Raw genomic sequence first — 25,765 nt, 5'->3', positions numbered from 1 at the left:
GCCGGTCGGTAACCACCGCTTTCCCCGGGCATTACCGCGCGTTACGCGCGCCGGACTGCCGCGGAACCGGCCTCCTCCCCGCGATGTGGAGGACGGCCCCTGGCCCCGGGCTACCATGGCGCCATGGCAGGCACCTATCAGTCGCCCTGGCTGCGCACCGTCGATCTCGACGAGCGGTTCCGCACCCTCGGTGTCTGGTGGCGGCAGCCGCACCGGTTACGGCGCGCGGTCCAGGCCTATCGGAATCTGCTGGCGGTCACACCGGCATGCATCGCCTACGCCTTCACCCTGTTCATCACCTGGTGGACGCTGCGTGGAGCCAGTGACATCGTGGGCCGGCGGCTGATCTTCTCCGCCTCCACGAATCTGCGCAATATGCAGAAGGATCCGATCCAGGTCCTGGTGGCCTCGGCCTTCTGGACCGACGGCGGCTTCCCCTGGGGCGACATTCTCATCCTCATCACCCTGATGGCGCTGGCCGAGCGCTGGCTGGGGTCGTTGCGCTGGATCCTGGTGGTGGCCACCGGTCATGTCGGCGCCACCCTGATCACCGTGATCGGGATCGCCCACAAGCTCGACAAGCAGCTGATCCCGACCCGGGTGGCCTTCGCCTCGGATGTCGGCCCCAGCTACGGCATCTCGGCCATGATGGCCGCGCTGACCTTCCGGCTGCGCGGCCGGGCCCGCTGGCTGTGGGCGCTGTCCCTGGTGGTCTGGTACGCCTACGGCGTCTGGCACGGCCGCACCTTCACCGACTACGGCCATTTCTTCGCGCTGCTCATCGGTTTCACGGTGGGCGCGATCGCGGTGGCGCTGTCCCACCGCCTGGTCACGGTGCAAGCGCGCAGGGCCGCGGCGCACGAGGCCCGGGCGGCCGCGAATCCGGCCGCGACCATCGGGGATTCAACCGGGGAGGGGATCGATGCGGCGGCGCCCACGCTGGGCGAACCGGACGACCGGCTCGACGAGGCGCGCCGCGATCGGGCCGAGCACGGCCATCATTAGCACGTAGGCCGAGGCCAGCGCGGCCAGCCGCCCACTCACACCGCCCAGCGAAACCGCGAGGCCGGCAATGACGATGGAGAATTCGCCGTGCGCCACCAGCGCCGCGCCCGCGCGCACCCGGCCCATCCGGCGGATGCCCTGCCGCGACGCCGCCCACCAGCCGGTGCCGAGCTTGGTCAGCGTGGTCACGAAGGCCAGCAGGACCGCCCAGCCCAGCACCGGCGGGATCGCCCGGGGATCGGTGCTGAGCCCGAAGGCGACGAAGAAGAGGGCGGCGAACAGATCCCGCAGCGGTTCGAGGAGTTTCGCCGCCTCCTGCGCGGTGGACCCGGAAATGGCGATGCCGAGCAGGAACGCGCCCACCGCCGCCGACACGTTCAGCGCCGAGGCCGCACCCGACACCAGCAGCGCCGCGCCGAGCAGTTTGAGCAGGAACACTTCCCGATCGTTGCTGTCCACGATGGCCGACACGTAGCGGCCGTAGCGCAGCGCCACGATGAGCACCACCGTGATCGCCACCAGCGCGATGGCCAGCGAGCGCAGCCCGTTGGCGAGGCTCAGCCCGGCCAGCATCATGGTGAGGATCGGCAGATACACCGCCATGGCCAGATCCTCGAACACCAGGATGGACAGCACCACCGGCGTCTCGCGGTTACCGAGGCGGCCCAGGTCGTTGAGCACCTTGGCGACGATGCCGGAGGACGAGATGTAGGTGACGCCGCCCATGGTGACCGCGCCGACCGTGCCCCAGTGCAGGATCAGCGCCACCACCACGCCCGGCGTGGCATTGACGACGATGTCGAGCAGACCGGCCAGCCAGGAGCGGCGCAGTCCGGTCACCAATTCGGCTGCGGTGTACTCCAATCCGAGCAGCAGGAGCAGCAGCACGACGCCGATCTCCCCGGCCGTGTGCCCGAATTCGTCGGCGGCGTGCATCGGTACGATGCCGCCCGTACCGAAGGCCAGGCCGCCGAGCAGGTAGAGGGGAATCGGCGACATGCCGAAGCGGGCGGCCAGTCGCCCCAGCATGCCGAGCGCGAACAAGATCGCGCCGAGTTCGAACAGGGCGAGACTGGTCGAATCCACAGGGTCAGCCGTCGGCCAGAATGCGAGCGGCCGCGTCCAGCCCATGCGGCGTGCCGACGACGACGAGCACGTCCCCGGAGTCGAGCACCTGATCAGGTCCCGGTGACGGGTGCAGTTGCCCCGCCCGCATGATCGCCACGATGGATGCCTTGGTCCGCGTCCGCATGGCGGTCTCGCCGAGCATGCGTCCCCGGTACGGCGAACTGCCGCCGATGGTGAGCTGTCTGGTGGTGATCCCGGGTAGGTCCGAGTGTTCTTCCTTGAGCTGCTGCACCAGCTGCGGTGCACCCAGCAGATTGGCCAGAACCGCCGCCTCGTCGGTCGTCAGAGGCACCTGGGCCTGGCACGCGTCCGGGTCGTCCCGCTGCGACACGATGAGATCGATGCCACCGTCCCGGTGCGCCACCACCCCGATCCGCCGCCCCGATCTGACCTCGAAATCCTTCCGCACACCGATACCGGGCAGTGCTGTCACTTCGACGTTCACGCAGTCCAGATTAGGACAACCCGCGCGAATACCGGGGAGCTACGTTCCGGCGAAACCCCCGCACGAGTTGCTCGATGCGGGCACCAGGTCATTCCGCGGTGAGCGGCGCGAACGATCCGTCGGGGCCGGGCAGGAAATCGGTGACCTCGACGACCGCGGTCAGCGGCAGCGGACCGTACAGATGCGGGAAGGTCATGGAGTCCGGGTCGGTGGGCACGCCCGGCTCCCACTTCACCGGGGAACCGAGCCGGGCCGGATCCAGATGCAGCAGCACGAGATCGGTGCGACCGGCGAAGAGTCGATTGGCGGGCAGGTGGGCCTGGTAGGGCGCGGAGAGGTGGATGAATCCGGCCTCGGCCAGCGAGGGGGCGCGGTATTCGCCTGCGGCGCGGGCGTTTTCCCATTCCGCCCGGGAGCAGATGTGCAGCAGGGTCGGCGGCGTCGTGTCCTGTTCGGTTCCCACCCGTCCAATGTAGGTGAGTGCGCGGCCTCACCCGCCCCTTCGGACGATCCCGCGCCATCTGGTAGACCGGCAGGTACGACTCCCCGCACCCGACCGTCCGAGGAACCATGAATCCGTCCAGCATCATGTCCGCCCGCGACCTCGAGTTCCTGCTCTACGACTGGCTGCAGGTGGAATCGCTGACGGCCCGCGACCGCTTCGCCGACCACTCCCGCGACACCTTCGACCAGGTGCTGCGGCTGTGCCAGGACCTGGCCACCACCTACTTCGCGCCGCACAATCGGGAGAACGATCTGCACGAGCCCACCTTCGACGGCGAGCGCGTGCACATCATCCCCGCGGTCGGCAAGGCGCTGCAGGCCTTCGCTGACGCTGGAATGATCGGCGCGGCAATGGATTACGAGATCGGTGGCATGCAGCTGCCGCACTCGGTCTACACCGCGTGCATGTCGTGGTTCCACGCCGCCAATGTCGGCACCGCCGCCTACGTGCTGCTCACCACCGGCAATGCGAATCTGCTTGCCGCGCACGGCAGCCCGGAGCAGATCGACGCCTACGTGCGCCCGATGCTGGAGGGCCGCAGCTTCGGCACCATGGCCCTGTCGGAGCCGCAGGCCGGGTCCAGCCTGGCCGATATCACCACCCGCGCCGTGCCCGCCGCCGACGGCTCCTACCGTCTGTTCGGGCACAAGATGTGGATCTCCGGCGGCGACCACGACCTCTCGGAGAACATCGTGCACCTGGTGCTGGCCCGCATTCCGGGCGGGCCGGAGGGCACCCGCGGCATCTCGCTGTTCGTGGTCCCCAAGCTCCTGCCCGACGCCGAGGGCAACCCGACCGTCCACAACGATGTCGCGCTGTCGGGCATCAACCACAAGATGGGCTGGCGCGGCACCGTCAACACCGCCCCTGTGTTCGGCGACGGCAACTTCACCCCCGGCGGGGAGCCGGGCGCGATCGGCTATCTGGTGGGCGCGCCGAATCACGGTCTGGCCCAGATGTTCACGATGATGAACGAGGCCCGCATCGGCGTCGGCCTGGCCTCCACCGCGCTGGGCTACACCGGCTACCTCAAGTCGCTCGACTATGCCCGCTCCCGCCCGCAGGGCCGCCCGGTCAGCGCCCGCGGCGGCGCGCAGGTGCCGATCATCGAGCACCCGGATGTGCGGCGCATGCTGCTGGCCCAGAAGTCCTATGCCGAAGGCGCACTCGCGCTGCAGCTGTACTGCGGCAAACTGATCGACGAACACCGCACCGCGGCAGGCGAATCCGATCGGGCGCGCGCCGCCACCCTGCTGCGCATCCTCACCCCCATCGCCAAGTCCTGGCCCAGCCAGTGGTGCCTGGCCGCCAACGATCTGGCCATCCAGATCCACGGCGGCGCCGGCTACACCCGCGACTACGACGTCGAACAGCACTACCGCGACAACCGCCTCAACCCGATTCACGAAGGCACCCACGGCATTCAGAGCATGGATCTGCTCGGCCGCCAGGTCACCCTGGACAACGGCGCGGCCCTGGCCGCGCTGCTGGAGACCATGGCCGCCACCATCGCCGCCGCCATCGCGACCGCCGACGCCGAGCTCGCCGAGTACGCCGCCGCACTGGAGGCCGCCACCGGCCGCCTGGCGGCCACCACGGCGGGCCTGTGGCGCGCGGGCAATCCCGATGCGGCCCTGGCCAATTCGGCGGTCTATCTGGAGGCGTTCGGTCACGTGGTGCTGGCCTGGATCTGGCTCGAGCAGGCGGTCACCGCCACCGCGCTGTCCGCCCAGGACCGTCCGCACGCGGCCGAGTGGGAGACCTTCCGGCAGGGAAAGCGGCTGGCCGCCCGGTACTTCTTCCGCTGGGAACTTCCGCGCACCACACCGCAATTCGACCTGCTCGACTCCGGCGATCGCACCACCCTGGAACTCGACGAGTCCTGGTTCTGAGCCCCGCGGCGCGAATCCGCCGTTCGCGCTGCGCGAACGGCTCCGTACCCCGGTGCGCCACCGCGGTGTCGGCGCGCAGCCATGGGTCGAGGTCGGACCGGTCGCGGGCCGGTCTCCAATCCAGCCGCCTTGATTACGGTTTGCTGGCGTCCCAGCCACAGAGACCAATCGGAGTGTGAGTGTCGGTGTGCCCGGGTAGTCTCCGGGTAGACAACTCGATCAGCGTGTTCGAACGGGAGGTTGCGAAGTCTCCGGGGACAGTCCTCAGGACCTGTTCGCTTTCAGCGAAATCGCAGGTCGTGTTACAGAAAACACACGGGAAACTGCACGGGAACAAAGTGCTCGCTCCGAACGTCTGACAGAGTAGTCAAGAACCACTGCTGGGAAGTAGCGGTAGCGAGGTTCGCGGATTGGACCGCGGGCCCCACACCAGGTGAACGGTGCGTGAGGCACCCGGAGCCAGGACGGAGGAGTCATGCCAGGAACCCTGACAAGCACCCCACTGACCGCGGTCGATCGTTGCGACCGCTGCGGGGCGGCTGCGCGCGTGCGCGCAACCCTTCCTGCCGGTGGAGAGTTGCTCTTCTGCCAGCATCACGCCAACGAGCACATGGATCGCCTTCGTGAGCTCGAGGCCGTGATCGACACGGAGTCGGCGCCGGCGCTGTAACAGCTCCTCCAACTCGGAGAGACTCGATCGGGAGTCACCGTTCTCCGAGAGCCCGCTCGACAATTGAATCTTCCCAACAGAAAACCCGGCAGCGGGCGACCAACAGGTCGCCCGCTGCTGCTGTGTACGGAACCGTCCGACGCGTGATGTGACCAGTGACACATGAAATGCGCTGTGGCCTAGGACACATCGATTCCGCTGCGCGCAACGCGAGATTCGTCATGTGCACACGGCGAGATCGGGCAGGTAAAACGGATGGGTGCCGCAGACCTCGCAAGCCACTTACCTGCAGGATCGACATATGGTCGCGCTCTGGACGTGGAACGGCCACGCCACCGGAAGCGCACCGCGAGACCTGGGCGAGGTGGAGACCCTCGCCCTCGCCGTTCCCGGCCGGGACGGCATCGGCGTCACGGACGTGGAATGCGCTCTGGTGGAACCGGAACAGTTATGCATTCTCGCTATCGAAAACCCTGGGGAATCCATACATCTGCTCCGCGAGGCCCTCGAGACGGAGGTCGAGGCGCGGCGGCTGCCCGTGGCCGCGCACGCCGTCCCGAATGCCACCGGGACCGCCGTCGTCTCGGCGGGGCGGACCCTGCGGGCGCTGCGGGACACCGTAGCGCTCGGCGCCGAACTGCGATCCGGGCTGAAGGCCGAGCTGCGGCCCTATCAGGCGCGCGGGATCAGCTGGCTGCGCGAGACCACCGCCGTGCACGGCGGTGCGGTGCTGGCCGACGAGATGGGCCTGGGCAAGACCGTGCAGGCCATCGGGTACCTGCTCGGGAAGGCCGGAGACGGGCCACAACTCGTAGTGTGTCCAACCTCACTCGTGGGCAACTGGGCACACGAGATCGAGCGATTCGCGCCCGGACTGCGCGCGGTGGCCTGGCGGGGCGGGCCGGCGCCGGAGGCCGAGCCGGGAGCGATTGTGGTGACCGGGTATCCCACCCTGCGCGGGCACGGCGCCGCGCTGGAGGGACAGCGGTGGGCCACGGTGATTTTCGACGAGGCGCAGGTACTGAAGAATCCGCACACGCAGGTGGCGAAGGCGGCGCGGGCAATTCCGGCCGAGGCGCGGATCGCCCTGACCGGGACGCCGGTGGAGAATCACCTCGACGAGCTGTGGGCGCTGCTGAATCTGATCGCGCCGCAGGAGTTCACGCACCGGGCGCAGTTCCGGCGGCGGTTCGTGCGGCCGATCAGCGAGGGATCGGCGAGCGCGGTGCTGCGGCTGCGGGACGCCGTCGAGCCGATCGTGCTGGGCCGCCGCAAATCCCAGGTGGCCGCCGCGCTGCCGGCCAAGATCCACTGCGATCTGGTGTGCGATCTGAGCGCCGAACAGGAGCAGCTCTACGACCGGCTGCTCGATCGGGCCGAGGCGGCCGGGTTCGGGACCGGGGCGCAGCGGCACACGCGGGTGCTGGCGGTGCTGACCGAGCTCAAGCAGGTGTGCAACCACCCGGGGCTGATCACCGGGGAGCTGGACGAACTGTCCGGGCGCTCCGGGAAATTCGACGTCTGCTCCGACATCCTGGCCAACAACCTCGACGTGGACGCGCCCACACTGGTGTTCACCCAGTACCGCAAGACCGGTGAGCTGCTGGTCCGACACTGTGCCGAGGAGTTCGGGGTGCGGGTGCCGTTCTTCCACGGCGGGCTGAACCAGCAGCAGCGCGGGGAAATCGTCGCGGCCTTCCAATCACCGGACGGCCCACCCATATTGGTGCTCAGCCTGCGGGCAGCGGGTACCGGGCTGACCCTCACGCGGGCCGCCGACGTCATCCACTTCGACCGCTGGTGGAATCCGGCGGTCGAGGCGCAGGCGTCCGATCGCGCGCATCGCATCGGGCAGACCCGCACCGTCACCGTCACCACACTGACCTCGGGCACCACCATCGAGGAACACATCGCGGGCATGCACGACCGCAAGTCTGCGCTCACCGACCTCAGCGATGCGGCCGGAGTCGCGGAACTGGCGCGACTGGACGACGAACGACTGCTGGAGCTGCTGCGCCGGAAGCGGGGAAACTGATGGCGGACAACGAATTCGGGTACACGTCGTGGGGCAAGGACTGGGTGCGGCTCGCGGAACCGCTCAGCCTGATCAAACCCGAGCCGCTGCTCCCCCGCGCGCGCAGCATCGCCCGCAACAACGGGGTCCGGACCGAGATCGAGGGCACCGTGGTGCGGGCGCACATTCATCGCGGGTCGGAGGCGTCGGTGACGCACCTGGAGCTGACGTCCTTCCCGCGCGCCACCATCGACGCCATCGCCGCCGTGGTGCCCGCCGATGCCCTCACCCTCGGCGACGACCTGCACGCCGCGGTCGTCGGCGCGGGGATCTCGGTGACCCCGATCCTCGCGGGCACCGACTGCTCCTGCCGCGCCCGCAACACCCGCTGCCTCCACATGCTCGCGACCTGCTATGCGGTGGTCCGCCTGATCGACGAAAATCCCTGGCTCGCCTTGGATCTCCAGGGCTACCGGAGCGCTCCGCCTGCCACGGACACGGACACGCCGGTGTCGGTCCCCCGCTGGACGCCTATCGACGCCCTCGATCCGGCGGTCTACTTCGGCTGACAGCCGCTGCCACCGACGCGGATACGGGCCGCGTTGGTTCCGAGCGCGTCGGCGCGAGCTACCTCCACGCGCCGGCGCGGGCGGACCCGGTTCGGTCGAAGGTCGTGGATGTCGAGGCGCGCTTGCCCGGGTTCGATCGGACCTGCACGCCCACCTCAGCTGAGGCGCCGGGCTCGGAAGCGGAACATGGTTGCGCCGGTCTCGATCTCGATATCGGCGAAACCCGCGCGGGTGAGGCGGTCCATCAAGGTGTCGGGCGGGACCGGGACGCAGGTGTCGCCGAGGTGCATGAGGCGGAAGACGAGGCGGTCCAGGCCGTCGCTGCCGGCGAAGACGCCGCCGGGGCGCAGGACGCGGAAGGCCTCGGCGAACAGGTCGTCCTGCTGGGCGGGCGACGGGACGTGATGCAGCATGGTGAAGCAGACGACCGAGCTGAATTCGTTGCCGGGCAAGGGCATCGCGGTGCCGTCGCCCTCGATGACGCGCAGTCGACCGGATTGGCGGTCGCGCAGGCGAGCGGCGAGCGCAGGATCGATCTCCAGGCCGGTGAGCGCCGGGACGCGGGCGCGCAGGGTGCGGACGTTCGCGCCGAAGCCGGGGCCGACCTCCAGCGCCTGATCGCCGAGGTCGAGTCCGTGCAGTGCCCACGGGACGATGCGGGTGGCGCTGGTGCGCTCCCACATGCTCGAGCGGCACAGCAGCTGGTGAAAGTAGTTCATCCCCATGCCTGGAACGCTAGGCCGTCGCCGCGATGACCGCGAGAGACTACAGTGACAGATTGTGTCGCCAGACGGTCAATCTCGGGTACTTGCCGCGCCATCCGGTCCGACGGCCATGGTGTTCGGTGCGGGCACGCTGCCGGCCGGGCACTGGTTCGACGAGCACGAGCATCCGCAGCATCAAATCGCCTGGGCGGCACGGGGAGTCCTCACCGTCGAGACCATGGGCGGCCACTGGGTGCTGCCGCCCACACGCGCGCTGTGGATTCCGGGCGGGACCACGCATCGCACCGGCACCCTCGACGGCGCGATCATGCACGGCATCTACCTGGATCCGGAGCGGACACCGGTCACGTATCCCGCTCCGACCATGCTGCGGGTGGATCGGCTCATGCACGAACTGCTCCTGCACCTGACCGCGGACACCACCACCGACGCAGGACGGGAGCGGGCGGAGGCGGTCGTCTTCGACCTGCTCGATCCGGTCGAAGTCATCCCCATCGGCGCGCCGAGCCCCGGCGGGCCACGCACCCGCCGCGTCGCGGACATACTGCAGGCCGACCCGTCCGACCAGCGCACTCTCGCCGAGCTGGCCGCCGCGGTCGCCATCAGCCCGCGCACCCTGGCCCGCGGGTTCCTCGCCGAGACGGGAATCACCTTCGGCCAGTGGCGAACCCAGGTACGCCTGGCCGCCTCGCTCCCACTGCTCGCTTCCGGACTGCCGGTCGCCCGCATCGCCCCCCGCGTCGGCTATGCCACCCCGAGCGCCTACATCGCCGCGTTCCACCGCGAGGTGGGCGTCTCCCCGGCCCGCTACTTCACCCGCTGACCCCGGCCGGCCTTGTCGGACCCGGCGGCTACCGTCGGCCCATGGCGATCTCCACGTACGCGTTCACCGCCGAACTCTGGGAATGGGAAGCACAGGCCTCCTGGCATTTCGTGAGTCTGCCCGAGTCGGTCGCCGACGAGATCGAGGAGCGCTTCGGGCACACCGCCTCCGGATTCGGCTCGGTGAAGGTGAAAGTCGCGGTCGGCGGCAGCCGATGGTCGACCTCGATCTTTCCCGACGGCAAACGCGGAACCTATGTGCTGCCGGTGAAGAAGGCCGTCCGCGTCGCCGAGGGGTTGAGCGCGGGCGACCCGGTCGAGGTCGAGCTGCAGGTGGTGTAGTCCGCGCTGGTCAGATCCGACGCAGGGCCGCGATGCGCTGGGAGAGCTGGTCGGCGGTGGCGAGAGCGGTTGGGGGACCGCCGCATTCGCGGCGCAGGTCGCCGTGGATGACGCCGTGCGGTTTGCCGGTGCGGTGGTGGTGCATGGCGACCAGGCTGTTCAGTTCGCGGCGCAGCTCGGACAGGCGGTCCGAGGTGGCGGCACGCTCGACCGCGGCCTCCACGCCGGCACCCGAGGGGCGAGCCTCGGCGGCGGCGCTGCGTTCCTGGAGCTGACGGGACTGGCGTTCGCGCAGCAGGGCGCGCATCTGGTCGGCGTCGAGCAGGCCGGGGATGCCGAGGTAGTCGGCCTCCTCGTCGCTGCCCGAGAAGGTGGCGGTGCCGAAGGAGTCGCCGTCGTAGATGACCTGGTCGAGCTCGGCGTCGGCGGCCAGGGCGACGAACTTCTTCTCCTCCTCGCCCGGCTCGTCCTTCTGCCGGTTGGCGTCGATGAGCAGTTCGTCCTCGAGCGCGTTCGCCTCGCGGTGCGGCTTGCCGATGACATGGTCGCGCTGCAGTTCCAGCTGAGCGGCCAGATCCAGCAGCACCGGCACCGAGGGCAGGAAGACGCTGGCGGTCTCACCGGTCTTGCGGGCACGCACGAAACGGCCGATGGCCTGCGCGAAGTACAGCGGGGTCGAGGCGCTGGTGGCATACACGCCGACCGCGAGGCGCGGCACGTCGACGCCCTCGGACACCATGCGCACCGCGACCATCCACGGGTCGGTGCTCTCGCTGAACTCGCCGATGCGGTCGGAGGAGTCCGGATCGTCGGACAGCACGATGGTCGGCTTGGTGCCCGAAATGTGTTCCAGCAGTTCGGCGTAGTCGCGTGCCTTCTCCTGGTCGGTGGCGATCACCAGGCCGCCCGCGTCGGGCATGCCGGTGGCGCGCAGCTGGCGCAGGCGGGTGTCGGCGGCAGTGAGCACCTTCGACATCCAGTCGCCGGCCGGGTCGAGGGCGGTGCGCCAGGCGCGGGCGGTCTGCTCGGCGTTGAGGGGCTCGCCGAGACGGGCCGAGTACTCCTCGCCCGCGCTGTCCCGCCAGTGCGCCTCACCGGAGTAGGCGAGGAAGACCACGGGTCTGACCACGCCGTCGGCGAGCGCCTCGGAGTAGCCGTAGGTGTGGTCGGCCCGCGACTTCTCGAAACCGGACTCGTCGGGCTCGTAGGTGATGAACGGGATCTTGGAGTCGTCGCTGCGGAACGGGGTACCGGTCAGCGCCAGCCGGCGGGTGGCGTCACCGAACGCCTCCTCGACCGCCTCACCCCAGCTCTTGGCGTCACCGGCGTGGTGGATCTCGTCCATGATCACCAGCGTGCGGCGGTTCTCGGTGCGTACCCGGTGCTTGAACGGATGCGAGGCGATCTGCGCGTAGGTGACCACCACGCCGTGGTAGTCCGACGAGGTGGAACCGGTCGAGTTGGAGAAGTTCGAATCCAGCTGAATCCCGTTGCGCGCGGCCGACGCAGCCCACTGATGCTTGAGGTGCTCGGTGGGTGCGACCACCGTGACCTGGTCGACCGTGCGATCGTTGAGCAGCTCGGCCGCCACACGCAGCGCGAACGTGGTCTTACCCGCGCCGGGGGTGGCGACGGCAAGGAAGTCGCGTGGCTTGGTCGTCAGATACTTCGTGAGTGCCCTGCGCTGCCATGCACGTAACGAACCGCCACCACCCGAAGTCACTCGGTAGAGATTAGCGATCGAACCCGACAGCTTTCCAATCCGACACAGCCCCGCGGAGTGCCACACGCCACATCCCGGGTCCGGTCCCATTCGAAGCGCTGGTAGGCAATGCTTAGGCCACGATGAACGCGCACGACGAATCTCCGCAACACGCCGAAGTGTCGGCGCCGACGGCGTCCGTTGTGCTCGCCGCCACCCGCTGGGGCCGAATCCGGCAACTCGTCGTCCACGTCGCGATGAAGGCATGGAACGACGCGATCTTCGCCAAATCCGCGGCGGCGGCCTTCTGGCAGACGCTCTCGCTGGCCCCGCTGCTGCTGGGACTGCTCGGCAGCCTCGGCTATGTCGGGCACTGGTTCGGCCCGAACACGGTGAACATCGTGCAGTCCAAGATCGTCAGCTTCGCGCGGAAGGCGTTCAGCCCCAGCGTGGTCGACAGTCTGGTCCAGCCGACCGTCAACGACGTGCTGCAGCGCGGCCACGGCGGGGTGGTGTCCGTCGGCTTCGTGCTGTCGCTGTGGGCCGGTTCCTCGGCCATGGCCACCTTCGTCGACGCCATCACTGCCGCGCACGGCCAGGCCACCGCGCGGCATCCGGTCTGGCAGCGAATATTCGCGCTGCTGCTCTACGTCGGCTTCCTCGTGATCGCGGTGCTCATCCTGCCGCTGATCGCTCTGGGCCCCACCCTCATCGGACGGGTCCTCCCCCACACCTGGCGCGAGCCGGGCCTGCGGCTCATCGACGCCTTCTACTACCCCGGCACCAGTCTGCTGCTGATCGTCGGCCTCACGTTCCTCTACAAGACCGCCCTCCACCGCACTCTCCCCTGGCATCGGCTCTTCGGCGGCGCGCTGGTCGCCGGCGTGTTCTTCATGACCGCCAGCGAGGGTCTGCGCCGCTACCTGGCCTGGGTGACCCGGACCGGCATCTCCTACGGCGCGCTGGCGACCCCCATCGCCTTCCTGCTGTTCACGTTCTTCCTGGGTTTCGCCATCATCCTCGGCGCCGAATTCAATGCCAGCGTCGAGGAATTCTGGCCCGCCCGCGCCACCCGGCTGGCTCAGTTCCGCCACTGGTGGAACACCCGCAAACGGTCCCGGCCGGCGGACCCGGCGCCCACCGCACCGAAACCGGAGGACCCGCCGCCCGCGGCCGAGTCGCGGTCACTGCGACCCAGCCCGTAGGCCCGGTTCGACCGACTCACCCTCGGTGCGACGCGCCGAGAAATACGCGGCAGCCGTGATGGCGATCGCGACCAGGACAGGTGCGAAGGCGATGGCGGGATTGTCGGGCCGGTCGGCCATCAGGAAGGCCGCGGCCAACGCCTGCGTGGGAACGCCCCATTGGACGGCAGCCAGCACCCCCGCACCATGGCCGGCCCGGTGTGACCCCGGCCCGGCCAATCGCCGCCGGGTCCACCCCGAGCTCGCCCCGATAACAGCGGTCGACACCAGCCCTGCTCCGATCCACGGGCCACCCTTCGCCCCATCCGCCAGAACCGCGAACCCCGTGACCGCGGTCAACAGCGTGAACACCGGAACCGACAACAGCGTGAGCCGCACGGCCCGAACGGCCCCGTCAACCCGAACCCCGCTGGGCTCCAGCCGGATTCGCGCCAACTCGGTGCACTGCACCCCGACGAGGATCGTCAGCGCGAGCGCAATGGTGATGTGTGTAGCCAGCAACAGCGGATTCGCCATCGGACCAACCTTTCCTGAGTTCCGACTCAGGATAACCATTTACTGAGTGACAACTCAAGAAATCGGATGCCATTGACAGCCAAGGTTTCACAGCACCAACGAGCAAAGGCACCGGCTCGAGGTTGCCCCCGGGGCGAGGTCGGGTGACGATCGCCGTATGAAGAACGACCGGTTGGACGAGATCCTGGGTCTGCTCGACAACAACACCTGCATGCTCGAGGCGATCCAGGACGAGTTGCTGGGCGACGAAGAGCCCGGCGGAGTCGGCGAGGGCGAGGCGGCCCGGGGCTGATCCTTCTTCATCGGCGACATCACCGTGTGCCGAGATGCGCCTCGATCGCTTCGACCGCCGCGCCCGCACCGTCCTCTCCCGCGATGCGGGCCGCCAGCCGAGCGGCATTCTCGCGGTAGGTGTTGTCACCGGTCAGTGCGTGCAGGGCGGTGACCAAGCCGTCCACCGACAGCTTCTGGAGTGGGATGGTCGCCGGACTGACACCGAGTACTCGCATCCGGTGCGCCCAGAAACCCTGATCCGCCTGGCCGGGTACCGCTGCGAACGGAACGCCCGCGCGCAGGCCGGCGGAAGTTGTTCCGGCACCGGCGTGGTGGACGGCGGCCGCGATCCGGGGGAAGAGCCAATCGTAGGGCACGCTGCCGATGGTCAGGACATTGTCGCCACCGACGGCCAGTTGCAGCCAGCCCGCCTGCACCAGCGCCCGCCCGCCGTACTGCCGCAGCGCCTCGTTCACGATCTCCGAGAATTCCGCCCGCCGCGACATGCCTTCGGTGGTGCTACCGAATCCGACGAACACCGGGGGCGGTCCGGCCTCGAGGAACTCGACCAGCTCGGCCGGCGGCTCCCAGCCGACGGGTCGCGGCGGCCACCAGTAGCCGGTGACCTCGAGACCCGCCCTCCAGTCCACCGGACGTGGCGAAACAGCCTGCGAATATCCATGCAGCACAAGCCATTCCGACGCGGTTCGGCGGCGGCGCAATTCCCTGGCGGACACCTTCGGCAGGCCCAGGTCGCGCCGAAAGCCCGCGACGGGTTCGCGATAGACGGTGTCGAACAACCACGCCCCGAACTCGGCCGACACACGGTTGCCGAAACCCCCGAAGTCCTTGCCGCCGAACAAACTCGGCGCATGCTGAGCCGTCGCCGACAGCGGGAACAACCGTAACCCGATGGCCGGTACGCCCTTCGCCTCGGCGAGTTGCAGCCCCGCGAATTCGGTGATGGGACTGAGCAACAGGGCATCGGCAGGTTCGTCGACGAGGGCTTCGAGCAGACCGTTCCCCAGAAACCGCTGGCCCTCCGGCCAGGCGAGTTTGTCCGCGTCCACCAAACTGTCGTGACCGCTCAGGTCGACTCCGTACGGATCGGACATATCAATTCCGACATCGGCTCCCATGAGCCGGAATTCGAGCCCGGACTCGGTGATCAGACCGCGGAACAGACAATGCGCGGCCACCACCACATCGTGCCCCGCATCGCGCAGACGCACCCCGACATCCAGCAACGGCGCCACATCGCCGCGGGTACCCATCGCCGCGATGACGAACTTGCTCACGAATTTCCCCCTGCCACCGGCCACCTCGACTTCACAACTCGAATATCGAATCTGCAGTGGCGCTTGGCAACTGCCCGAATACCCCGGTCATGTGCGCGGCCTCACCGTGGTACCACCGAGCCGGTCCCCATTGGCCGGCGGTGCCACTGGCAGGGGTAACGAAACGCCCGGCTGCTTCCGAGCGTGGTCGACCTCGCCCATCCGGTCCACAGGCTTCCAGGACGCCACCGTTAGGGCTACATCATGTAACAGATACCATCTGGTTCGTGGCTAAGCTGAAGGTCTCCGTAGACGTCCCGATCCCGCCCGAGCGGGCCTGGTCGCACGCCTCCGACCTGCCCGAACTCGACAAATGGCTCACCCTCCACGAGGGCTGGCGCGGCCCGGTCCCGGATGCGCTCACCCCCGGGACCCGCCTGATCGGCGTAGCCACCGTCAAAGGCTTCCGCAATCGCGTCACCTGGACCGTCGAAACCGCCGAACCCCCGAACCGCCTGGTCCTCAACGGTTCCGGCATCGGCGGCACCAAATTCGCCATCGAACTCCGCGTCTCCCCCAGCCCCACCGGCTCCAGGGTCACCGCCGACTTCACCCTCGGCGGCGCACCCCTCTTCGGCCCCATCGGCTCGGCCGTGGCCCGTGCCCTCCGCGGCGACGTCGAACGCTCCCTCGACCGCTTCGTCCAGCTCTACGGCTGACCCGCCTGCACGGCGACTCCGAGTACGAGAAGCTCGACACCACCGCGAAACTCGTCGTCCGCCGACAGCGCCCGAGCCTGCGCGGCAGTCTCAGCGAGCTACGGGAACTCGGCGGTGGGCAATTGCGCCATGGCGGCGGTGCCCACGCCCGAGAGTGAGGCGTAATGCTCGTTCCACAGGAACCCGAGCATCGCTGTCCCGTTGCCTTGATGGTCTGTTCGACGTGCGGACGCGGTCCGCGAGGTGATCCACGTCACCGATCGATGCTGTCAGGAATTCGCGAGCCGTCTCGTTCAGGGAGCACGCGAACCAGACAGGAGCGAACCATGCAGCACCGAATCGTCGTACTCGGAGCCGGATACGCCGGGGCCTTCTCCGCCGGATACCTGGCCCGCCAACTCCATTCCGACGACTTCGAGATCACCGTCGTCAATGCCGAACCCGATTTCGTCGAGCGGATGCGCCTGCATCAGCTCGCCGCCGGGCACGATCTCCGTCACCGGCCGCTGGCGGAAGTGTTCGCGGGCACCGGCATCCGGCTGCGAGTGGCGCGGGTGACCGACGTCGACGCAGAGCACCGGACCGTCACGATCGCCGACGGCGAGGGCATCGAACGACTCGGATACGACACCCTGCTCTACACGCTCGGCAGCACCGCCGCCGACCACGGCGTTCCCGGCGTCGATCAGTACGCCTGCCACGTGGCCGCGCGGCCATCCGCACTGCGCCTGCGTGCACGGCTGGAGGAGCTGGGCGAGGACGGAAGGGTGCTGATCGTCGGCGGCAACTTGACCGCGATCGAGGCCGCGACCGAGATCGCAGAAGCCCGTCCGGGACTTCGGGTCGACCTCGCCACCAGCAGCGAACTGGGCGGCTGGCTGGGCCCGACGGCCCGTCGCCACCTGCTGCGCGCGTTCGACCGGTTCAGCATCACGATCCATGAGCACACCACTATCGAGCGCGTCGAGCAGACCGCGGTGGTCGCCGCCGACGGCACCGTTCTCGCCTCCGACGCGACCGTGTGGGCCGCCGGCTTCGCCGTCCACCCGATCGCCGCCGCCAGTGGACTCGCGGTGGAAGCCAATGGTCAGATCACGGTCGACCGTCACATGCGGTCGGTCTCGCACCCGGAGGTCTACGCCGCCGGCGACAGCGCCTTCGTCATCGGCGAGAACGGCCACCCTCTTCCGATGTCCTGCGCGTCCGCGGGATACACCGGCAGGCAGGTGGCGGCCACGATCATCGGGGACCGGACCGGGCGCACGATAAGGGCGACCGCTCTGACCTATTTCGGCAACCACATCAGCCTCGGCCGCAAGGACGCGATCTTCCAGTTGGTCGACGATGACGCTCGCTCGCGGCCCGGAGCCCTGTGCGGCCGGTCAGCGGCACGAGTCAAGTCGGCGATCGTGGCAACCAGCGGCTGGGCCATCAGCCACCCGACCCTCGGAAAGCCGAGTCACAACTACCGTTCGGACGCCGCCCGGGAGCTCTCGCCCGAGCTGGTCGCTCGATAAGGTCGCGCCCATGGACACCGCCACCGTGGCGCGATTCGAGGCCAGCCGAAATCGGCTGGCCTCGATCGCCTACCGTCTGCTCGGGTCGGCCGCCGACGCCGAGGACACGGTGCAGGACGCCTTCCTGCGGTGGCAGGCCGCCGACCGGGAGTACGTCGAGGTGCCCGAGGCCTGGCTGACCAAGATCGTCACCAACCTTGCTCTCGACCGGCTCCGTTCGGCGCAGGCGCGGCGCGAACGCGCGGTCGGCGCCTGGATGCCCGGACCGCTCCTGGACGGCGACCCGATGCTGGGCCCGGCCGACACCGTCGAGCAGCGCGAATCGGTGACGCTGGCGGTGCTCACGCTCATGGAGCGGCTCTCTCCTGTCGAACGCGCCGTGTACGTTCTGCGCGAGGCGTTTTCGTACAGCCACGCCGAGATCGCCGAGATCCTCGGCATCACCGAGTCCGGGAGTCAGCAACACGCCCACCGAGCCCGGCGGCGAATCACCGCTGCCGGCAATGGAACTCACCTCGACCATGCCACCGCGCGTCGAATCGTCGAGGCGTTCGTCGAGGCCGCTTCCTCGGGCCGGACCGAACAGCTGGTCGCGCTGCTGACCGACGATGCGACCGGCATCTCCGACGGCGCCGGGCTCGGGTTGGCCCGGAAGCTGATCCGGTACGCGAACCCGGAGCGGATCGCCGGCGCGGTGCGAGCCGGCTTCAAATCCTCTGCGACCAAGCGCAGACTCGCCGGTGGCTCACCCTCGATCCATGCCGCCGTGGTCAACCACTGCCCGGCCATGGTCGTCATGCTCGACAACCGGGTCGTGGGCGTCACGATCCTGGAGATCCGTGACGACAGGATCGCAACCGTGCGCGGCATCGCCACCCCGGACCGACTCACTCGCCTCACGGGGGAATGGCATCGGCAGGAGCATGGCGCCCCGCTCATCGAATCCTGGTGACCGATCAGGACATCGGCGCGAGAGCAGGTTCGGGGCGGAGAGTTCGGGTTACTTCGTTCGATCCCTCTCCATGGCGTCGCGGCGGACCGCCGTGACGGCCTTGCGGGCGGCGACTTGGACGGGATCCCAGACCGGGGAGAAGGGTGGGGCGTAGCCGAGGTCGAGGGCGACGATCTGGTCGACGGTGAGGCGGGCGGTGAGGGCCACGGCGGCGATGTCGATGCGCTTGCCCGCTCCTTCGCGGCCGACGATCTGGACACCGAGCAGGCGGCCGGTGCGGCGTTCGGCGAGCATCTTCACCGTCATGGGTGCGGTGCCGGGGAAATAGCCGGAGCGGCTGGTGGATTCGATGGTGACGGTGACGAATTGCAGGCCGACCGCGCGGGCGTCGCGCTCGCGCAGGCCGGTGCGGGCGACCTCCAGGTCGCACACCTTGCTGACCGCGGTGCCCACCACGCCGGGGAAGGTGGCGTAGTCGCCGCCGACGCCGGAACCGATGATCTGGCCGTGCTTGTTGGCGTGCGTGCCGAGGGGAATGTGGCGTTCGGAGCCGGAGACCAGGTCGAGCACCTCGACGCAATCGCCTCCGGCCCAGATGTTCTCGTGTCCGCGCACCCGCATGGCGAGATCGGTGAGCAGACCGCCGGACTCTCCCAGCGGGAGACCGGCCGCGCGGGCGAGGTCGGTGGCGGGGCGAACGCCGATACCGAGAACCACCACATCGGCGGGGTATTCGGCATCAGCGGTGGCGACGCCGGTGACCCGGCCCTGCGCATCGGTGTGGACGGCCATCAGCTCCGCATTGTCGACGACCTGAATCCCCATGCCCTGCATGGCCTTCCGGATCAGCACACCCATATCCGGATCGAGGGTGGACATGGGCTCGGCGCTGCGATTGAGCATGGTGACCTGGAATCCCCGGTGGAGTAGCGCCTCCGCCATCTCCACACCGATGTACCCCGCACCCACCACCACCGCCCGCCGGCCCGCGATCGACTCGAGGGTGGCGATGAGGGCTTGCCCATCATCGAGCGTCTGCACCCCGTGCACCCCGGCCGCGTCGATTCCGGGCAGCGCGGGCCGGATCGGCGTCGCGCCGGTGGCGATCACGAGTTTGTCGTAGCCGGTCCAGCTCTCCCGACCGGTGCCGAGCTCGCGAGACCTCACCCGCCGCCCGGCGACATCGATCTCCACGACCTCGGTTCCCAGCCGCAGATCGATGTCCCGCGCCCGATGCTCGGCGGGCGTCCGCGCGATGAGATCGTCCAGCGCACCGACGTCCCCGCCCACCCAGTACGGAATCCCGCACGCCGAGTACGAGGTGAAGTGCCCCCGCTCGAAAACGACGATCTCGAGCTCCCCCGCGCGCTTCAACCTGCGCGCCTGTGACGCCGCCGCCATTCCCGCAGCATCCCCGCCGATGATCACCACGCGTTCGCCCATGCCTCACACGTTACGAGCGTCACGGCACTGCCGACCGGCGCCCTGGCATCATCCACGGCCAATTGATTGGCTCGTCATATTTGAATGAATAGATCAGGCGGCGAGGCCTATCGGTACGGTAACACGCCAGATGATGATTTCCTCATAAACGTTGCAATGGTCAGCAACTGGCTCGTCACCGTCACGCCTGTGTGCCCGGCTGAAAAGAAGGCGATGCCGCGCACAACGACTGCACATCTCCGCAGGACTGGACGGTGCCGTCCGGGCGGACCAGAGCCGCGACGGCGCGACCCTGCCGCACCCAACGATGCAGTTCGGTGCCCGGCTCCGCGACGACGACGAACCCGCCGCGCTGCTCGACGGCGAGTCGGCACTGCGGCGCGGGCTCGCACACGGTGATGACGGCGTAGCGCCCGTTCATGGCCTCGTCGAGGCGGCGGCCGTCGGCGAGCCGCGTGTTGGGAACCAGCCGGCCCGCCAACCGCGGGCGCAGGCGCGCCCCGCGCCCGGGACCCGACAGGTGCAGGGGCGGGGATTCGCCGCTGGTGAGTATCTGGGTGAGGCCGGGAATCCGGTGCATGCGCGGTGCCAGCAGACTTCGCAGCCGGTTGCCCAGTTCACCACCGGCGGTCATGGTGACGCCGGTGAGCTTGGCCAGCCGGATCATGGTCCGCGCGTGTGGTTTCCGCTCCGTCTCGTAGGTATCGAGCACGTCTTCCGGGAGTTCCCCGCGCAGCACGCCCGCCAGCTTCCACGCGAGGTTGGTCGCGTCGCGCAGGCCCGCGCCCATGCCCTGGCCGATGAACGGCGGGGTCAGATGCGCGGCATCGCCGAGCAGGAACACCCGGCCCCGGCGCCAGCGGTCGGCCAGCTGGGCGCGGAAGGTGTATTCCGCGACGCGGACCAGTTCGAGATCCGCCGCCGGAAGACCGCCGAGCCACGGGTCGAGCAATGGGCGCAGCCGCCCCGGGTCGTCGAAGTCGGTGGCGGTCTCGCCGGGCCGGAGCCGGAATTCCCAGCGGTAGCGGGTTTTTCCGATGCGCATGAACGTGGCAGCGCGCATCGGATCGCACACCTGGTGCACGCCTTCCCACTGCCCCAGATCCCACGGCGTGGCGACGTCCACCACAAGCCAGCGCTGCTCGAATCGCAGATTCCGCATGCGTGCGCCGATCGCGCCGCGGACCACACTGTTCGCGCCATCGCAGCCCAATACGTAACGCGCACGCACTGATTCGGCCTTACCGGTCACGCGATCGGTGAAATCCACTCGGACACAGCCGGATTCCTCGGTGATGGCGGTGACTTCGGCGTCACCGCGCAAGGTCACCCGCGGATACCGCTTCAGGTTGGCCCGTAGGATCGCCTCCAGTTCCGGCTGATCGAACAGGTTCGCCTCCGGGTACCCGCTGTGCCCACCGGCCGGGTCGCGATCGAACTGGGCCAGCACCCGCCCGCTCGGATCGATGAGCCGCAGCCCCAGGGCGGGCCGGGAGATCCCGTCGAATTCCCTGCCGACTCCCAGACGTTCCAGGATCCGGCGGATCTCGCCGTCGAGGTGTACCGCCCGCGGTTGTGGATAGACATCCGTCCACCGCTCCAGTACGAGAGTGTCGATCCCATAGTGCGCGAGCAACGTGGCCGCGGTGATACCGGCCGGGCCCGCGCCGACGATCACCACCGGGATCATCTCGGTGCTCACGGCGAAACCCCCGCCAGCGCAGCCAGATAGCCGAGTGCGACCAGTCCGGTGACCACCGCAGGCGCGTACTCCGCCACGCCGTCGCCGTTGCGGACATGTGCGAACACCGCACCGATCATCAACAGCGCCAGACCGATAGCCGCGGCGATCCCGATCGGCGGCCGGGCCAGACCGATCAGCAGCCCACTCGCGCCGGCGATTTCGAGCGCTCCGATGCCCCGGTAGGCGGCGGTGGAGTAGCCCAGACGCGCGGCGCGTTCCCGCATCGGCGCGAGGGCGAGTGTCTTGGCCGCACCGAACGACAGGAACTCCACGGTGAGCACCGCGGCCAGCGCGGTCGACACGATTTTCATCGGGGCCCCTCGACCTTCCACTTGATCGCGTAGCGACCGAGGATCGCCTCGACGGCCCTCTCGGCGGCCCCGGGGCCGAGCTCGACGACGGTTACGATCGCGCCGTCCTCGACCTGCGCGGTGACACCGAGTACGGCCTCGACGCCGACCAGCGCGTCCACTACCTCGCGACGAGTGGCGTCGGCGCGCAGGCCGAGTTTGTACGGCTTGCCGACGTCGGTCACCGGCAGGACATCCAGCACCGTCACGGTTTTCGGCACGGCGGCGCGTTCGGGCACTCGCTCCCCCGCCCAGGCGACGAGCTCCGCCTCGCTCACCTCCGCACCGGGCACCAGGGTCACATAGGCGACGGGTACTTCCCCGGCGTGCACGTCCGGGCGGCCGACCGCGCCCGCCGAGGTCACCTGCGGGTGGGACAGGAGCGCGTCCTCGATGACCGCCGGATCGAGATTGTGCCCGCCACGAATGATGAGATCCTTCGCGCGACCGTGTAGATGAATGAACCCGTCGGCCTCGACGTGCGCGAGATCGCCCGTGCTCAACCACCCGTCGACCACGGCACCGAGCCCGTCCAGCAGGTGCCCGTGCTCGGTGCGGCCGGTCACGTAACCAGCGAAAACCGTGGGTCCGCCGATCACCAATATCCCGGTCTCACCCGCGGGGAGTTCGGTCCAGACCCCGTCCTCGGGCGTGCGAACAACCTTGACCTGCTGATAGGGCATGCGCTGTCCGACCGAGCCGGGACGCGGCAGATCCGGGAAACTGCGGGCGGTCGCGCATGTCGCCTCGGTGAGGCCATAGCCTTCGACCAACGTGACCCCGGTGTGCGCCTGGAAGTTCTCGCGCACGGCGGCCGGCAGCGGGGACGCACCGACCATCGCGTACCGGAGACTCGAGATGTCCGCGCCGATCGGGCACTGGGCCAGCACCGCGTACACCGTCGGCACCGCGCTCATGGCCGCGATCCGGTAGTGCGCCACGATATTCCAGAACTCCCCGTAGAGAGCGAAGTCCCGGTATCCGAGCGGCCCGGCCCATACCACCGACTGACCGCGGAACAAGGGCGCGAGCAGCGTCACGACGAGCGCGTTGACATGGAACAGCGGCAGCGCGGCGAAGACCACCGAATCCTCGTCGAGCAGGGAGTTGGCCGCGATCATCCACGCGTTGGCAACCTCACCGGACTGCCGATGCGCGGCCAGCTTCGGCACACCGGTGGTGCCGCCGGTGTGGAACAGGGCCGCCAGATCCGTTGCCGCGGGCGGCTTCCCGGCAAAGGCGGCCGAATCCTGGTCGTTTGCAAGGGTATCGAGATAGCCGATGTGCACACCGTCGACGATGGGCAGTGGCTCGGTCTCCGCTGCGGCAGCGGTCGGCTGTAGCACCAGCACCGCATCCAGCAGGCCCTGGGACGCGAGTTCGGATACCGACTCCCAGATGTCGGCGGCGAGTTCCGGGCCGGCGGCGATCAACACCCGAGCGCCCGAGCGGTGCAGGAGCTCCGCGATATGCGCCTGCGACAGGCCGCCGTTGATCGGTGCGGCGATACCCGCCAGCTGTGCGGCCAGGGTGGCGGGAATCAACTCGGCGCAGTTGGGTGCGATCAGGGCGACCGCGTCGCCGCGGCGCACACCGAGCGTGTGCAGCAGGTTGGCATAGCGATGTACCTCGGCGAGCAACTGGGAGTAGGTGCGCCGCACCGGTTCCCGCCAACTCGAAGCATCGGACAGCACGGTGACGGCCGTACGGTCCGGCCACCGCCTCGCGGCGCGCACCAGCAGTGCGTAGGTCGACTCGGGCAGCCCGCGCTCGACCAGGGGTACCGATTCGATCGCGCTCAGGTCCTCCGGACCGGTGTAGCGCGGCCACAGCAGGGCTTCGGCATCGGTCTCGAGGATAGTGTTCCCGGTCACCGCGCGTACCTCACGACCGTGCGCTGGCGGCCCAGATCGAGGACACCATCATCGGTGCCGATGGTCGCCTCGACCACATCGCCGTCCTGCAGGTACTTCGGATTCTTGGCCTGGCCCTCGAAGAACAGCTTCCACTTCACCTTGGGCGGCAGTAGCGACGCGATGATCTCGACCGGCTTCGGCGGAGCGCTGAGCGCGGTGCCGATCGGAGTTCCGGTCAGCAGCAGGTCTCCGGCATCCATGCGCTGGAACCGGCTCAATGCCCGCAGCGTCTCGACCGGCCGGTAGATCATGTCGGCGACCGTCATGTCCTGGCGCACTCGGCCGTTCACCCACAACCGCAGGCGCAGATCGGTGAACCGCTTGGTTTCATCGGCGTCCAGCAGCACCAGCGCGGGGCCGACGGGCGTGAAGGTCGGGTACGACTTCGCCTCGTAGAACTGAGTTTTCGGCAGCTGCACGTCCCGGGCCGACACGTCGTTCGTCACGACCAGACCCGCGATGTAGTCGCCGAGGGAGTCATCGTCGATCTCGGCGCCGACCGGCATCTCGCGGCCGAACACCAGGCCGATCTCCACCTCGTAGTCCAGCAGCTTCACATGTGAGGGCCGGATCACCTCGTCGTAGGGACCGCTGATCGATCCGGAGCTCTTGCGGAAGAAGGTCAGCGGCACGGTCTCGGGGTTCATCCCCGAGTCCTTCACGTGGGATGTGAAGTTCGTCATCTGCGCGACGACTCGACACGGTGCGGTCACCGGCGAGATCAGCGAAAGATCGTCGACCGGAACAAGATCCGAGCTCGCGGCGGCCGCGGCGATCGCTGCCCGATCCGCCAGCAGTTCGCGCGTCGTGGTCGCGACCGTATCGATGCGCGCCGCACCGGCGGGTGTCCGGACCCACCAGGCGTCCTCGGTACGGAGAACGGAAATGCTCATGAGTTGGCTACTTTCAGCAGGCCGCGCAGGCGGCGGAGATCGAATTCGTTGTCCTCGCGCAGTGCGTCGAGGATCGAGCGCGCTTCCCTGAGCGATTCCCGCCCAGGGGAGAGACCCAGGAAATCCTTGGTGGCGGACGGCCCCCATTGCGCCAGACCCGACGCGCTCATCGGCGCCCAGCCCGGTTCGAGGGTGCAGTCGAACATGTCGCCGTCGCTGAAATGCTCGACCATGAAACCGTCGGGATCCCGCCAGTAGTCGAAGATCTGGCTGCCCTGAATGTGGCGTCCGATCCCCCACGACCGCTGATAACCGTGGTCGAGGAGGTACTCGCCGCCGGCGGCGAGCGCATCCAGATCAGCGACCTGATAGGCGGAGTGCACATACCGGTTGGACGGCCCGAGGGTGAGCGCCAGCGTGTGATGGTCGGTCGGAGTCGCGCCGCGATCGCAGCGAATGAAGCTCATCACCGGCCCCCGTTCCCGCTGTCCCGGGTAGAAGAGGAAGTCGCTGACGATCAGGCCCAGATAGCGCAGGTACCAGTCGAGAGTCTCCCGGTACCTGGTGGTCTGCACGACGACATGGCCGAGCCGCTGCACCTGCGCCGGAGCCCGGGGCGGCCGCTGGGTGACATTGACACGCGGTACCTCGTGCCCGCTGTTGAAGACCTGCGTCTGCTGCGCGGGCAGCCCGGGCAGTTCGTGGGTTTCGGCGACGACCCGGACCCGCAGCCCACTCGGATCCACCAGATCGAGACCCAGCCCGCCGAGCAACTCCGGCAGCGGCTGCGGCCGCAGACCGGTTTCCTCGCCCAGACGCAGCAGATCGCCGGTGTCGGCGGCCCGGAAGGCCGGGCCCACGAAGCGGGAACGGTCACCGCGCCGCACCAGCACACAGGGCGACCCGGCGTCGGTTCCGCGCAGGTGCAATTCCTCGGATGTCCGCATGGCGGTGGCGAAACCGAAAGCGCGAGAGAAGATCTCGGCACGCTCCAGGTCGGGCTTCTCGAATTCCAGCCAGGCCAGATCGAGCACCTGCACCACGGGATTGCGGGCGCGGCCGGGGTGCTCACCCCGCACTGCGCCCTGCTCACTGTGCAGGCCGTTGTGCACGTCGTGATGTCTGCTCATCGACCGCTCCC

The 25,765-nt window shown here is 68.8% G+C and carries 26 protein-coding genes; 12 read left to right on the top strand and 14 right to left on the bottom strand.

What is annotated here, in order from left to right; translation table 11 throughout:
• Positions 1–123 precede the first annotated feature (123 nt).
• Entirely contained in the window at positions 124–1,005 is an 882-nt protein-coding gene (locus ACQP1O_RS12750; protein ID WP_433566016.1) for a rhomboid-like protein, read from the top strand.
• Here the strand turns inward: ACQP1O_RS12750 and ACQP1O_RS12745 are convergent.
• The 3 genes from ACQP1O_RS12745 to ACQP1O_RS12735 form a co-directional block, all read right to left on the bottom strand.
• A complete protein-coding gene (locus ACQP1O_RS12745) occupies positions 904–2,091 on the bottom strand; it encodes a cation:proton antiporter (RefSeq protein ID WP_433566015.1) in 1,188 nt (395 codons plus the stop codon). The genes ACQP1O_RS12750 and ACQP1O_RS12745 overlap by 102 nt on opposite strands.
• Before the next feature lie 4 nt (positions 2,092–2,095).
• Positions 2,096–2,578, bottom strand: a complete 483-nt coding sequence (locus ACQP1O_RS12740) for a cation:proton antiporter regulatory subunit (protein WP_433566014.1) — start codon at positions 2,576–2,578, stop codon at positions 2,096–2,098.
• An 88-nt stretch (positions 2,579–2,666) separates the two neighbouring features.
• Positions 2,667–3,041, bottom strand: a complete 375-nt coding sequence (locus ACQP1O_RS12735) for a DUF952 domain-containing protein (RefSeq protein ID WP_433566013.1) — start codon at positions 3,039–3,041, stop codon at positions 2,667–2,669.
• A 107-nt stretch (positions 3,042–3,148) separates the two neighbouring features.
• Here ACQP1O_RS12735 and ACQP1O_RS12730 point away from each other — a divergent pair, with 107 nt between their 5' ends.
• The 4 genes from ACQP1O_RS12730 to ACQP1O_RS12715 all read left to right on the top strand — a co-directional run bounded on the left by ACQP1O_RS12730 (position 3,149) and on the right by ACQP1O_RS12715 (position 8,228).
• On the top strand, positions 3,149–4,975 hold the full coding sequence (locus ACQP1O_RS12730; RefSeq protein ID WP_433566012.1) for an acyl-CoA dehydrogenase: 1,827 nt from the start codon (positions 3,149–3,151) through the stop codon (positions 4,973–4,975).
• A gap of 475 nt (positions 4,976–5,450) precedes the next feature.
• The gene (locus tag ACQP1O_RS12725) at positions 5,451–5,645 is read left to right on the top strand and encodes a DUF7455 domain-containing protein (RefSeq protein WP_033087939.1); all 195 of its coding nucleotides are present in this window, start codon (positions 5,451–5,453) and stop codon (positions 5,643–5,645) included.
• 301 nt (positions 5,646–5,946) lie between these two features.
• Positions 5,947–7,680 carry a DEAD/DEAH box helicase gene (locus ACQP1O_RS12720; RefSeq protein ID WP_433566011.1) on the top strand — a complete coding sequence of 578 codons (1,734 nt, stop codon included), beginning with the start codon at positions 5,947–5,949 and terminating at the stop codon, positions 7,678–7,680.
• Complete coding sequence (locus tag ACQP1O_RS12715; RefSeq protein ID WP_433566010.1) at positions 7,680–8,228, top strand: hypothetical protein; 549 nt, start codon at positions 7,680–7,682, stop codon at positions 8,226–8,228. The genes ACQP1O_RS12720 and ACQP1O_RS12715 overlap by 1 nt, the downstream gene beginning before the upstream one ends.
• A gap of 155 nt (positions 8,229–8,383) precedes the next feature.
• Here ACQP1O_RS12715 and ACQP1O_RS12710 read toward each other — a convergent pair whose 3' ends face one another.
• Entirely contained in the window at positions 8,384–8,953 is a 570-nt protein-coding gene (locus ACQP1O_RS12710) for a class I SAM-dependent methyltransferase (protein WP_433566009.1), read from the bottom strand.
• Between the two features lie 109 nt (positions 8,954–9,062).
• On the opposite strand from ACQP1O_RS12710, the gene ACQP1O_RS12705 reads away from it, so the two are divergent.
• Together ACQP1O_RS12705 and ACQP1O_RS12700 are read left to right on the top strand one after the other, a co-directional pair.
• Complete coding sequence (locus ACQP1O_RS12705; RefSeq protein WP_433566008.1) at positions 9,063–9,776, top strand: helix-turn-helix domain-containing protein; 714 nt, start codon at positions 9,063–9,065, stop codon at positions 9,774–9,776.
• Between the two features lie 41 nt (positions 9,777–9,817).
• Positions 9,818–10,117 (top strand): DUF1905 domain-containing protein, encoded by a 300-nt coding sequence (locus ACQP1O_RS12700; RefSeq protein WP_433566007.1) that lies wholly within the window; start codon positions 9,818–9,820, stop codon positions 10,115–10,117.
• A 10-nt stretch (positions 10,118–10,127) separates the two neighbouring features.
• On the opposite strand, the gene ACQP1O_RS12695 is transcribed toward ACQP1O_RS12700, so the two are convergent.
• Positions 10,128–11,840 (bottom strand): DEAD/DEAH box helicase, encoded by a 1,713-nt coding sequence (locus tag ACQP1O_RS12695; protein ID WP_433566006.1) that lies wholly within the window; start codon positions 11,838–11,840, stop codon positions 10,128–10,130.
• 122 nt (positions 11,841–11,962) lie between these two features.
• Here ACQP1O_RS12695 and ACQP1O_RS12690 point away from each other — a divergent pair, with 122 nt between their 5' ends.
• A complete protein-coding gene (locus ACQP1O_RS12690) occupies positions 11,963–13,024 on the top strand; it encodes a YihY/virulence factor BrkB family protein (protein WP_433566005.1) in 1,062 nt (353 codons plus the stop codon).
• Here ACQP1O_RS12690 and ACQP1O_RS12685 read toward each other — a convergent pair.
• Positions 13,004–13,540, bottom strand: a complete 537-nt coding sequence (locus tag ACQP1O_RS12685) for a hypothetical protein (protein WP_433566004.1) — start codon at positions 13,538–13,540, stop codon at positions 13,004–13,006. The genes ACQP1O_RS12690 and ACQP1O_RS12685 overlap by 21 nt on opposite strands.
• A 157-nt stretch (positions 13,541–13,697) precedes the next feature.
• Between ACQP1O_RS12685 and ACQP1O_RS12680 the strand changes: the two genes are divergently transcribed.
• Positions 13,698–13,832 (top strand): hypothetical protein, encoded by a 135-nt coding sequence (locus ACQP1O_RS12680; RefSeq protein WP_433566003.1) that lies wholly within the window; start codon positions 13,698–13,700, stop codon positions 13,830–13,832.
• 19 nt (positions 13,833–13,851) lie between these two features.
• Here ACQP1O_RS12680 and ACQP1O_RS12675 read toward each other — a convergent pair whose 3' ends face one another.
• Positions 13,852–15,111, bottom strand: coding sequence for a glycosyltransferase (locus ACQP1O_RS12675; protein WP_433566002.1), 1,260 nt, complete (start codon positions 15,109–15,111; stop codon positions 13,852–13,854).
• A gap of 266 nt (positions 15,112–15,377) precedes the next feature.
• On the opposite strand from ACQP1O_RS12675, the gene ACQP1O_RS12670 reads away from it, so the two are divergent.
• On the top strand, positions 15,378–15,809 hold the full coding sequence (locus tag ACQP1O_RS12670) for a type II toxin-antitoxin system Rv0910 family toxin (protein ID WP_433566001.1): 432 nt from the start codon (positions 15,378–15,380) through the stop codon (positions 15,807–15,809).
• Between the two features lie 98 nt (positions 15,810–15,907).
• On the opposite strand, the gene ACQP1O_RS12665 is transcribed toward ACQP1O_RS12670, so the two are convergent.
• Complete coding sequence (locus ACQP1O_RS12665; protein ID WP_433566000.1) at positions 15,908–16,066, bottom strand: hypothetical protein; 159 nt, start codon at positions 16,064–16,066, stop codon at positions 15,908–15,910.
• Positions 16,067–16,135: 69 nt separating this feature from the next.
• Here ACQP1O_RS12665 and ACQP1O_RS12660 point away from each other — a divergent pair, with 69 nt between their 5' ends.
• On the top strand, positions 16,136–17,326 hold the full coding sequence (locus ACQP1O_RS12660; RefSeq protein ID WP_433565999.1) for an NAD(P)/FAD-dependent oxidoreductase: 1,191 nt from the start codon (positions 16,136–16,138) through the stop codon (positions 17,324–17,326).
• 10 nt (positions 17,327–17,336) lie between these two features.
• A complete protein-coding gene (locus ACQP1O_RS12655; RefSeq protein WP_433565998.1) occupies positions 17,337–18,278 on the top strand; it encodes a sigma-70 family RNA polymerase sigma factor in 942 nt (313 codons plus the stop codon).
• Positions 18,279–18,326: 48 nt separating this feature from the next.
• Here ACQP1O_RS12655 and ACQP1O_RS12650 read toward each other — a convergent pair whose 3' ends face one another.
• The 6 genes from ACQP1O_RS12650 to ACQP1O_RS12625 all read right to left on the bottom strand — a co-directional run bounded on the left by ACQP1O_RS12650 (position 18,327) and on the right by ACQP1O_RS12625 (position 25,754).
• Entirely contained in the window at positions 18,327–19,721 is a 1,395-nt protein-coding gene (locus ACQP1O_RS12650; protein ID WP_433565997.1) for an FAD-dependent oxidoreductase, read from the bottom strand.
• A 181-nt stretch (positions 19,722–19,902) separates the two neighbouring features.
• Positions 19,903–21,423, bottom strand: coding sequence for a bifunctional 3-(3-hydroxy-phenyl)propionate/3-hydroxycinnamic acid hydroxylase (locus tag ACQP1O_RS12645; RefSeq protein ID WP_433565996.1), 1,521 nt, complete (start codon positions 21,421–21,423; stop codon positions 19,903–19,905).
• Positions 21,420–21,776, bottom strand: a complete 357-nt coding sequence (locus ACQP1O_RS12640) for a DoxX family protein (RefSeq protein WP_433565995.1) — start codon at positions 21,774–21,776, stop codon at positions 21,420–21,422. The genes ACQP1O_RS12645 and ACQP1O_RS12640 overlap by 4 nt, the downstream gene beginning before the upstream one ends.
• The gene (locus ACQP1O_RS12635) at positions 21,773–23,689 is read right to left on the bottom strand and encodes an acyl-CoA synthetase (RefSeq protein ID WP_433565994.1); all 1,917 of its coding nucleotides are present in this window, start codon (positions 23,687–23,689) and stop codon (positions 21,773–21,775) included. Before ACQP1O_RS12635 ends, ACQP1O_RS12640 begins: the two co-directional genes overlap by 4 nt.
• Positions 23,686–24,624 carry a fumarylacetoacetate hydrolase family protein gene (locus ACQP1O_RS12630; RefSeq protein ID WP_433565993.1) on the bottom strand — a complete coding sequence of 313 codons (939 nt, stop codon included), beginning with the start codon at positions 24,622–24,624 and terminating at the stop codon, positions 23,686–23,688. Before ACQP1O_RS12630 ends, ACQP1O_RS12635 begins: the two co-directional genes overlap by 4 nt.
• A complete protein-coding gene (locus ACQP1O_RS12625) occupies positions 24,621–25,754 on the bottom strand; it encodes a VOC family protein (protein ID WP_433565992.1) in 1,134 nt (377 codons plus the stop codon). The genes ACQP1O_RS12630 and ACQP1O_RS12625 overlap by 4 nt, the downstream gene beginning before the upstream one ends.
• Positions 25,755–25,765 lie beyond the last annotated feature (11 nt).

It is taken from the genome of Nocardia sp. CA-151230, assembly GCF_050942175.1.
Classification (GTDB): domain Bacteria; phylum Actinomycetota; class Actinomycetes; order Mycobacteriales; family Mycobacteriaceae; genus Nocardia.
The sequence above is the reverse complement of the archived record's forward strand: the minus strand, read 5'-3'. Positions and strand labels throughout refer to the sequence as shown.

Bases quoted from the DNA above. Each gene is read 5' to 3' on its own strand.
- ACQP1O_RS12750 (WP_433566016.1), top strand. From the start codon at position 124: ATGGCAGGCACCTATCAGTCGCCCTGGCTGCGCACCGTCGATCTCGAC.
- ACQP1O_RS12730 (WP_433566012.1), top strand. From the start codon at position 3,149: ATGAATCCGTCCAGCATCATGTCCGCCCGCGACCTCGAGTTCCTGCTC.
- ACQP1O_RS12725 (WP_033087939.1), top strand. From the start codon at position 5,451: ATGCCAGGAACCCTGACAAGCACCCCACTGACCGCGGTCGATCGTTGC.
- ACQP1O_RS12720 (WP_433566011.1), top strand. From the start codon at position 5,947: ATGGTCGCGCTCTGGACGTGGAACGGCCACGCCACCGGAAGCGCACCG.
- ACQP1O_RS12715 (WP_433566010.1), top strand. From the start codon at position 7,680: ATGGCGGACAACGAATTCGGGTACACGTCGTGGGGCAAGGACTGGGTG.
- ACQP1O_RS12710 (WP_433566009.1), bottom strand. From the start codon at position 8,953: ATGGGGATGAACTACTTTCACCAGCTGCTGTGCCGCTCGAGCATGTGG.
- ACQP1O_RS12705 (WP_433566008.1), top strand. From the start codon at position 9,063: ATGGTGTTCGGTGCGGGCACGCTGCCGGCCGGGCACTGGTTCGACGAG.
- ACQP1O_RS12700 (WP_433566007.1), top strand. From the start codon at position 9,818: ATGGCGATCTCCACGTACGCGTTCACCGCCGAACTCTGGGAATGGGAA.
- ACQP1O_RS12690 (WP_433566005.1), top strand. From the start codon at position 11,963: ATGAACGCGCACGACGAATCTCCGCAACACGCCGAAGTGTCGGCGCCG.
- ACQP1O_RS12685 (WP_433566004.1), bottom strand. From the start codon at position 13,540: ATGGCGAATCCGCTGTTGCTGGCTACACACATCACCATTGCGCTCGCG.
- ACQP1O_RS12680 (WP_433566003.1), top strand. From the start codon at position 13,698: ATGAAGAACGACCGGTTGGACGAGATCCTGGGTCTGCTCGACAACAAC.
- ACQP1O_RS12660 (WP_433565999.1), top strand. From the start codon at position 16,136: ATGCAGCACCGAATCGTCGTACTCGGAGCCGGATACGCCGGGGCCTTC.
- ACQP1O_RS12655 (WP_433565998.1), top strand. From the start codon at position 17,337: ATGGACACCGCCACCGTGGCGCGATTCGAGGCCAGCCGAAATCGGCTG.
- ACQP1O_RS12650 (WP_433565997.1), bottom strand. From the start codon at position 19,721: ATGGGCGAACGCGTGGTGATCATCGGCGGGGATGCTGCGGGAATGGCG.
- ACQP1O_RS12640 (WP_433565995.1), bottom strand. From the start codon at position 21,776: ATGAAAATCGTGTCGACCGCGCTGGCCGCGGTGCTCACCGTGGAGTTC.
- ACQP1O_RS12630 (WP_433565993.1), bottom strand. From the start codon at position 24,624: ATGAGCATTTCCGTTCTCCGTACCGAGGACGCCTGGTGGGTCCGGACA.
- ACQP1O_RS12625 (WP_433565992.1), bottom strand. From the start codon at position 25,754: ATGAGCAGACATCACGACGTGCACAACGGCCTGCACAGTGAGCAGGGC.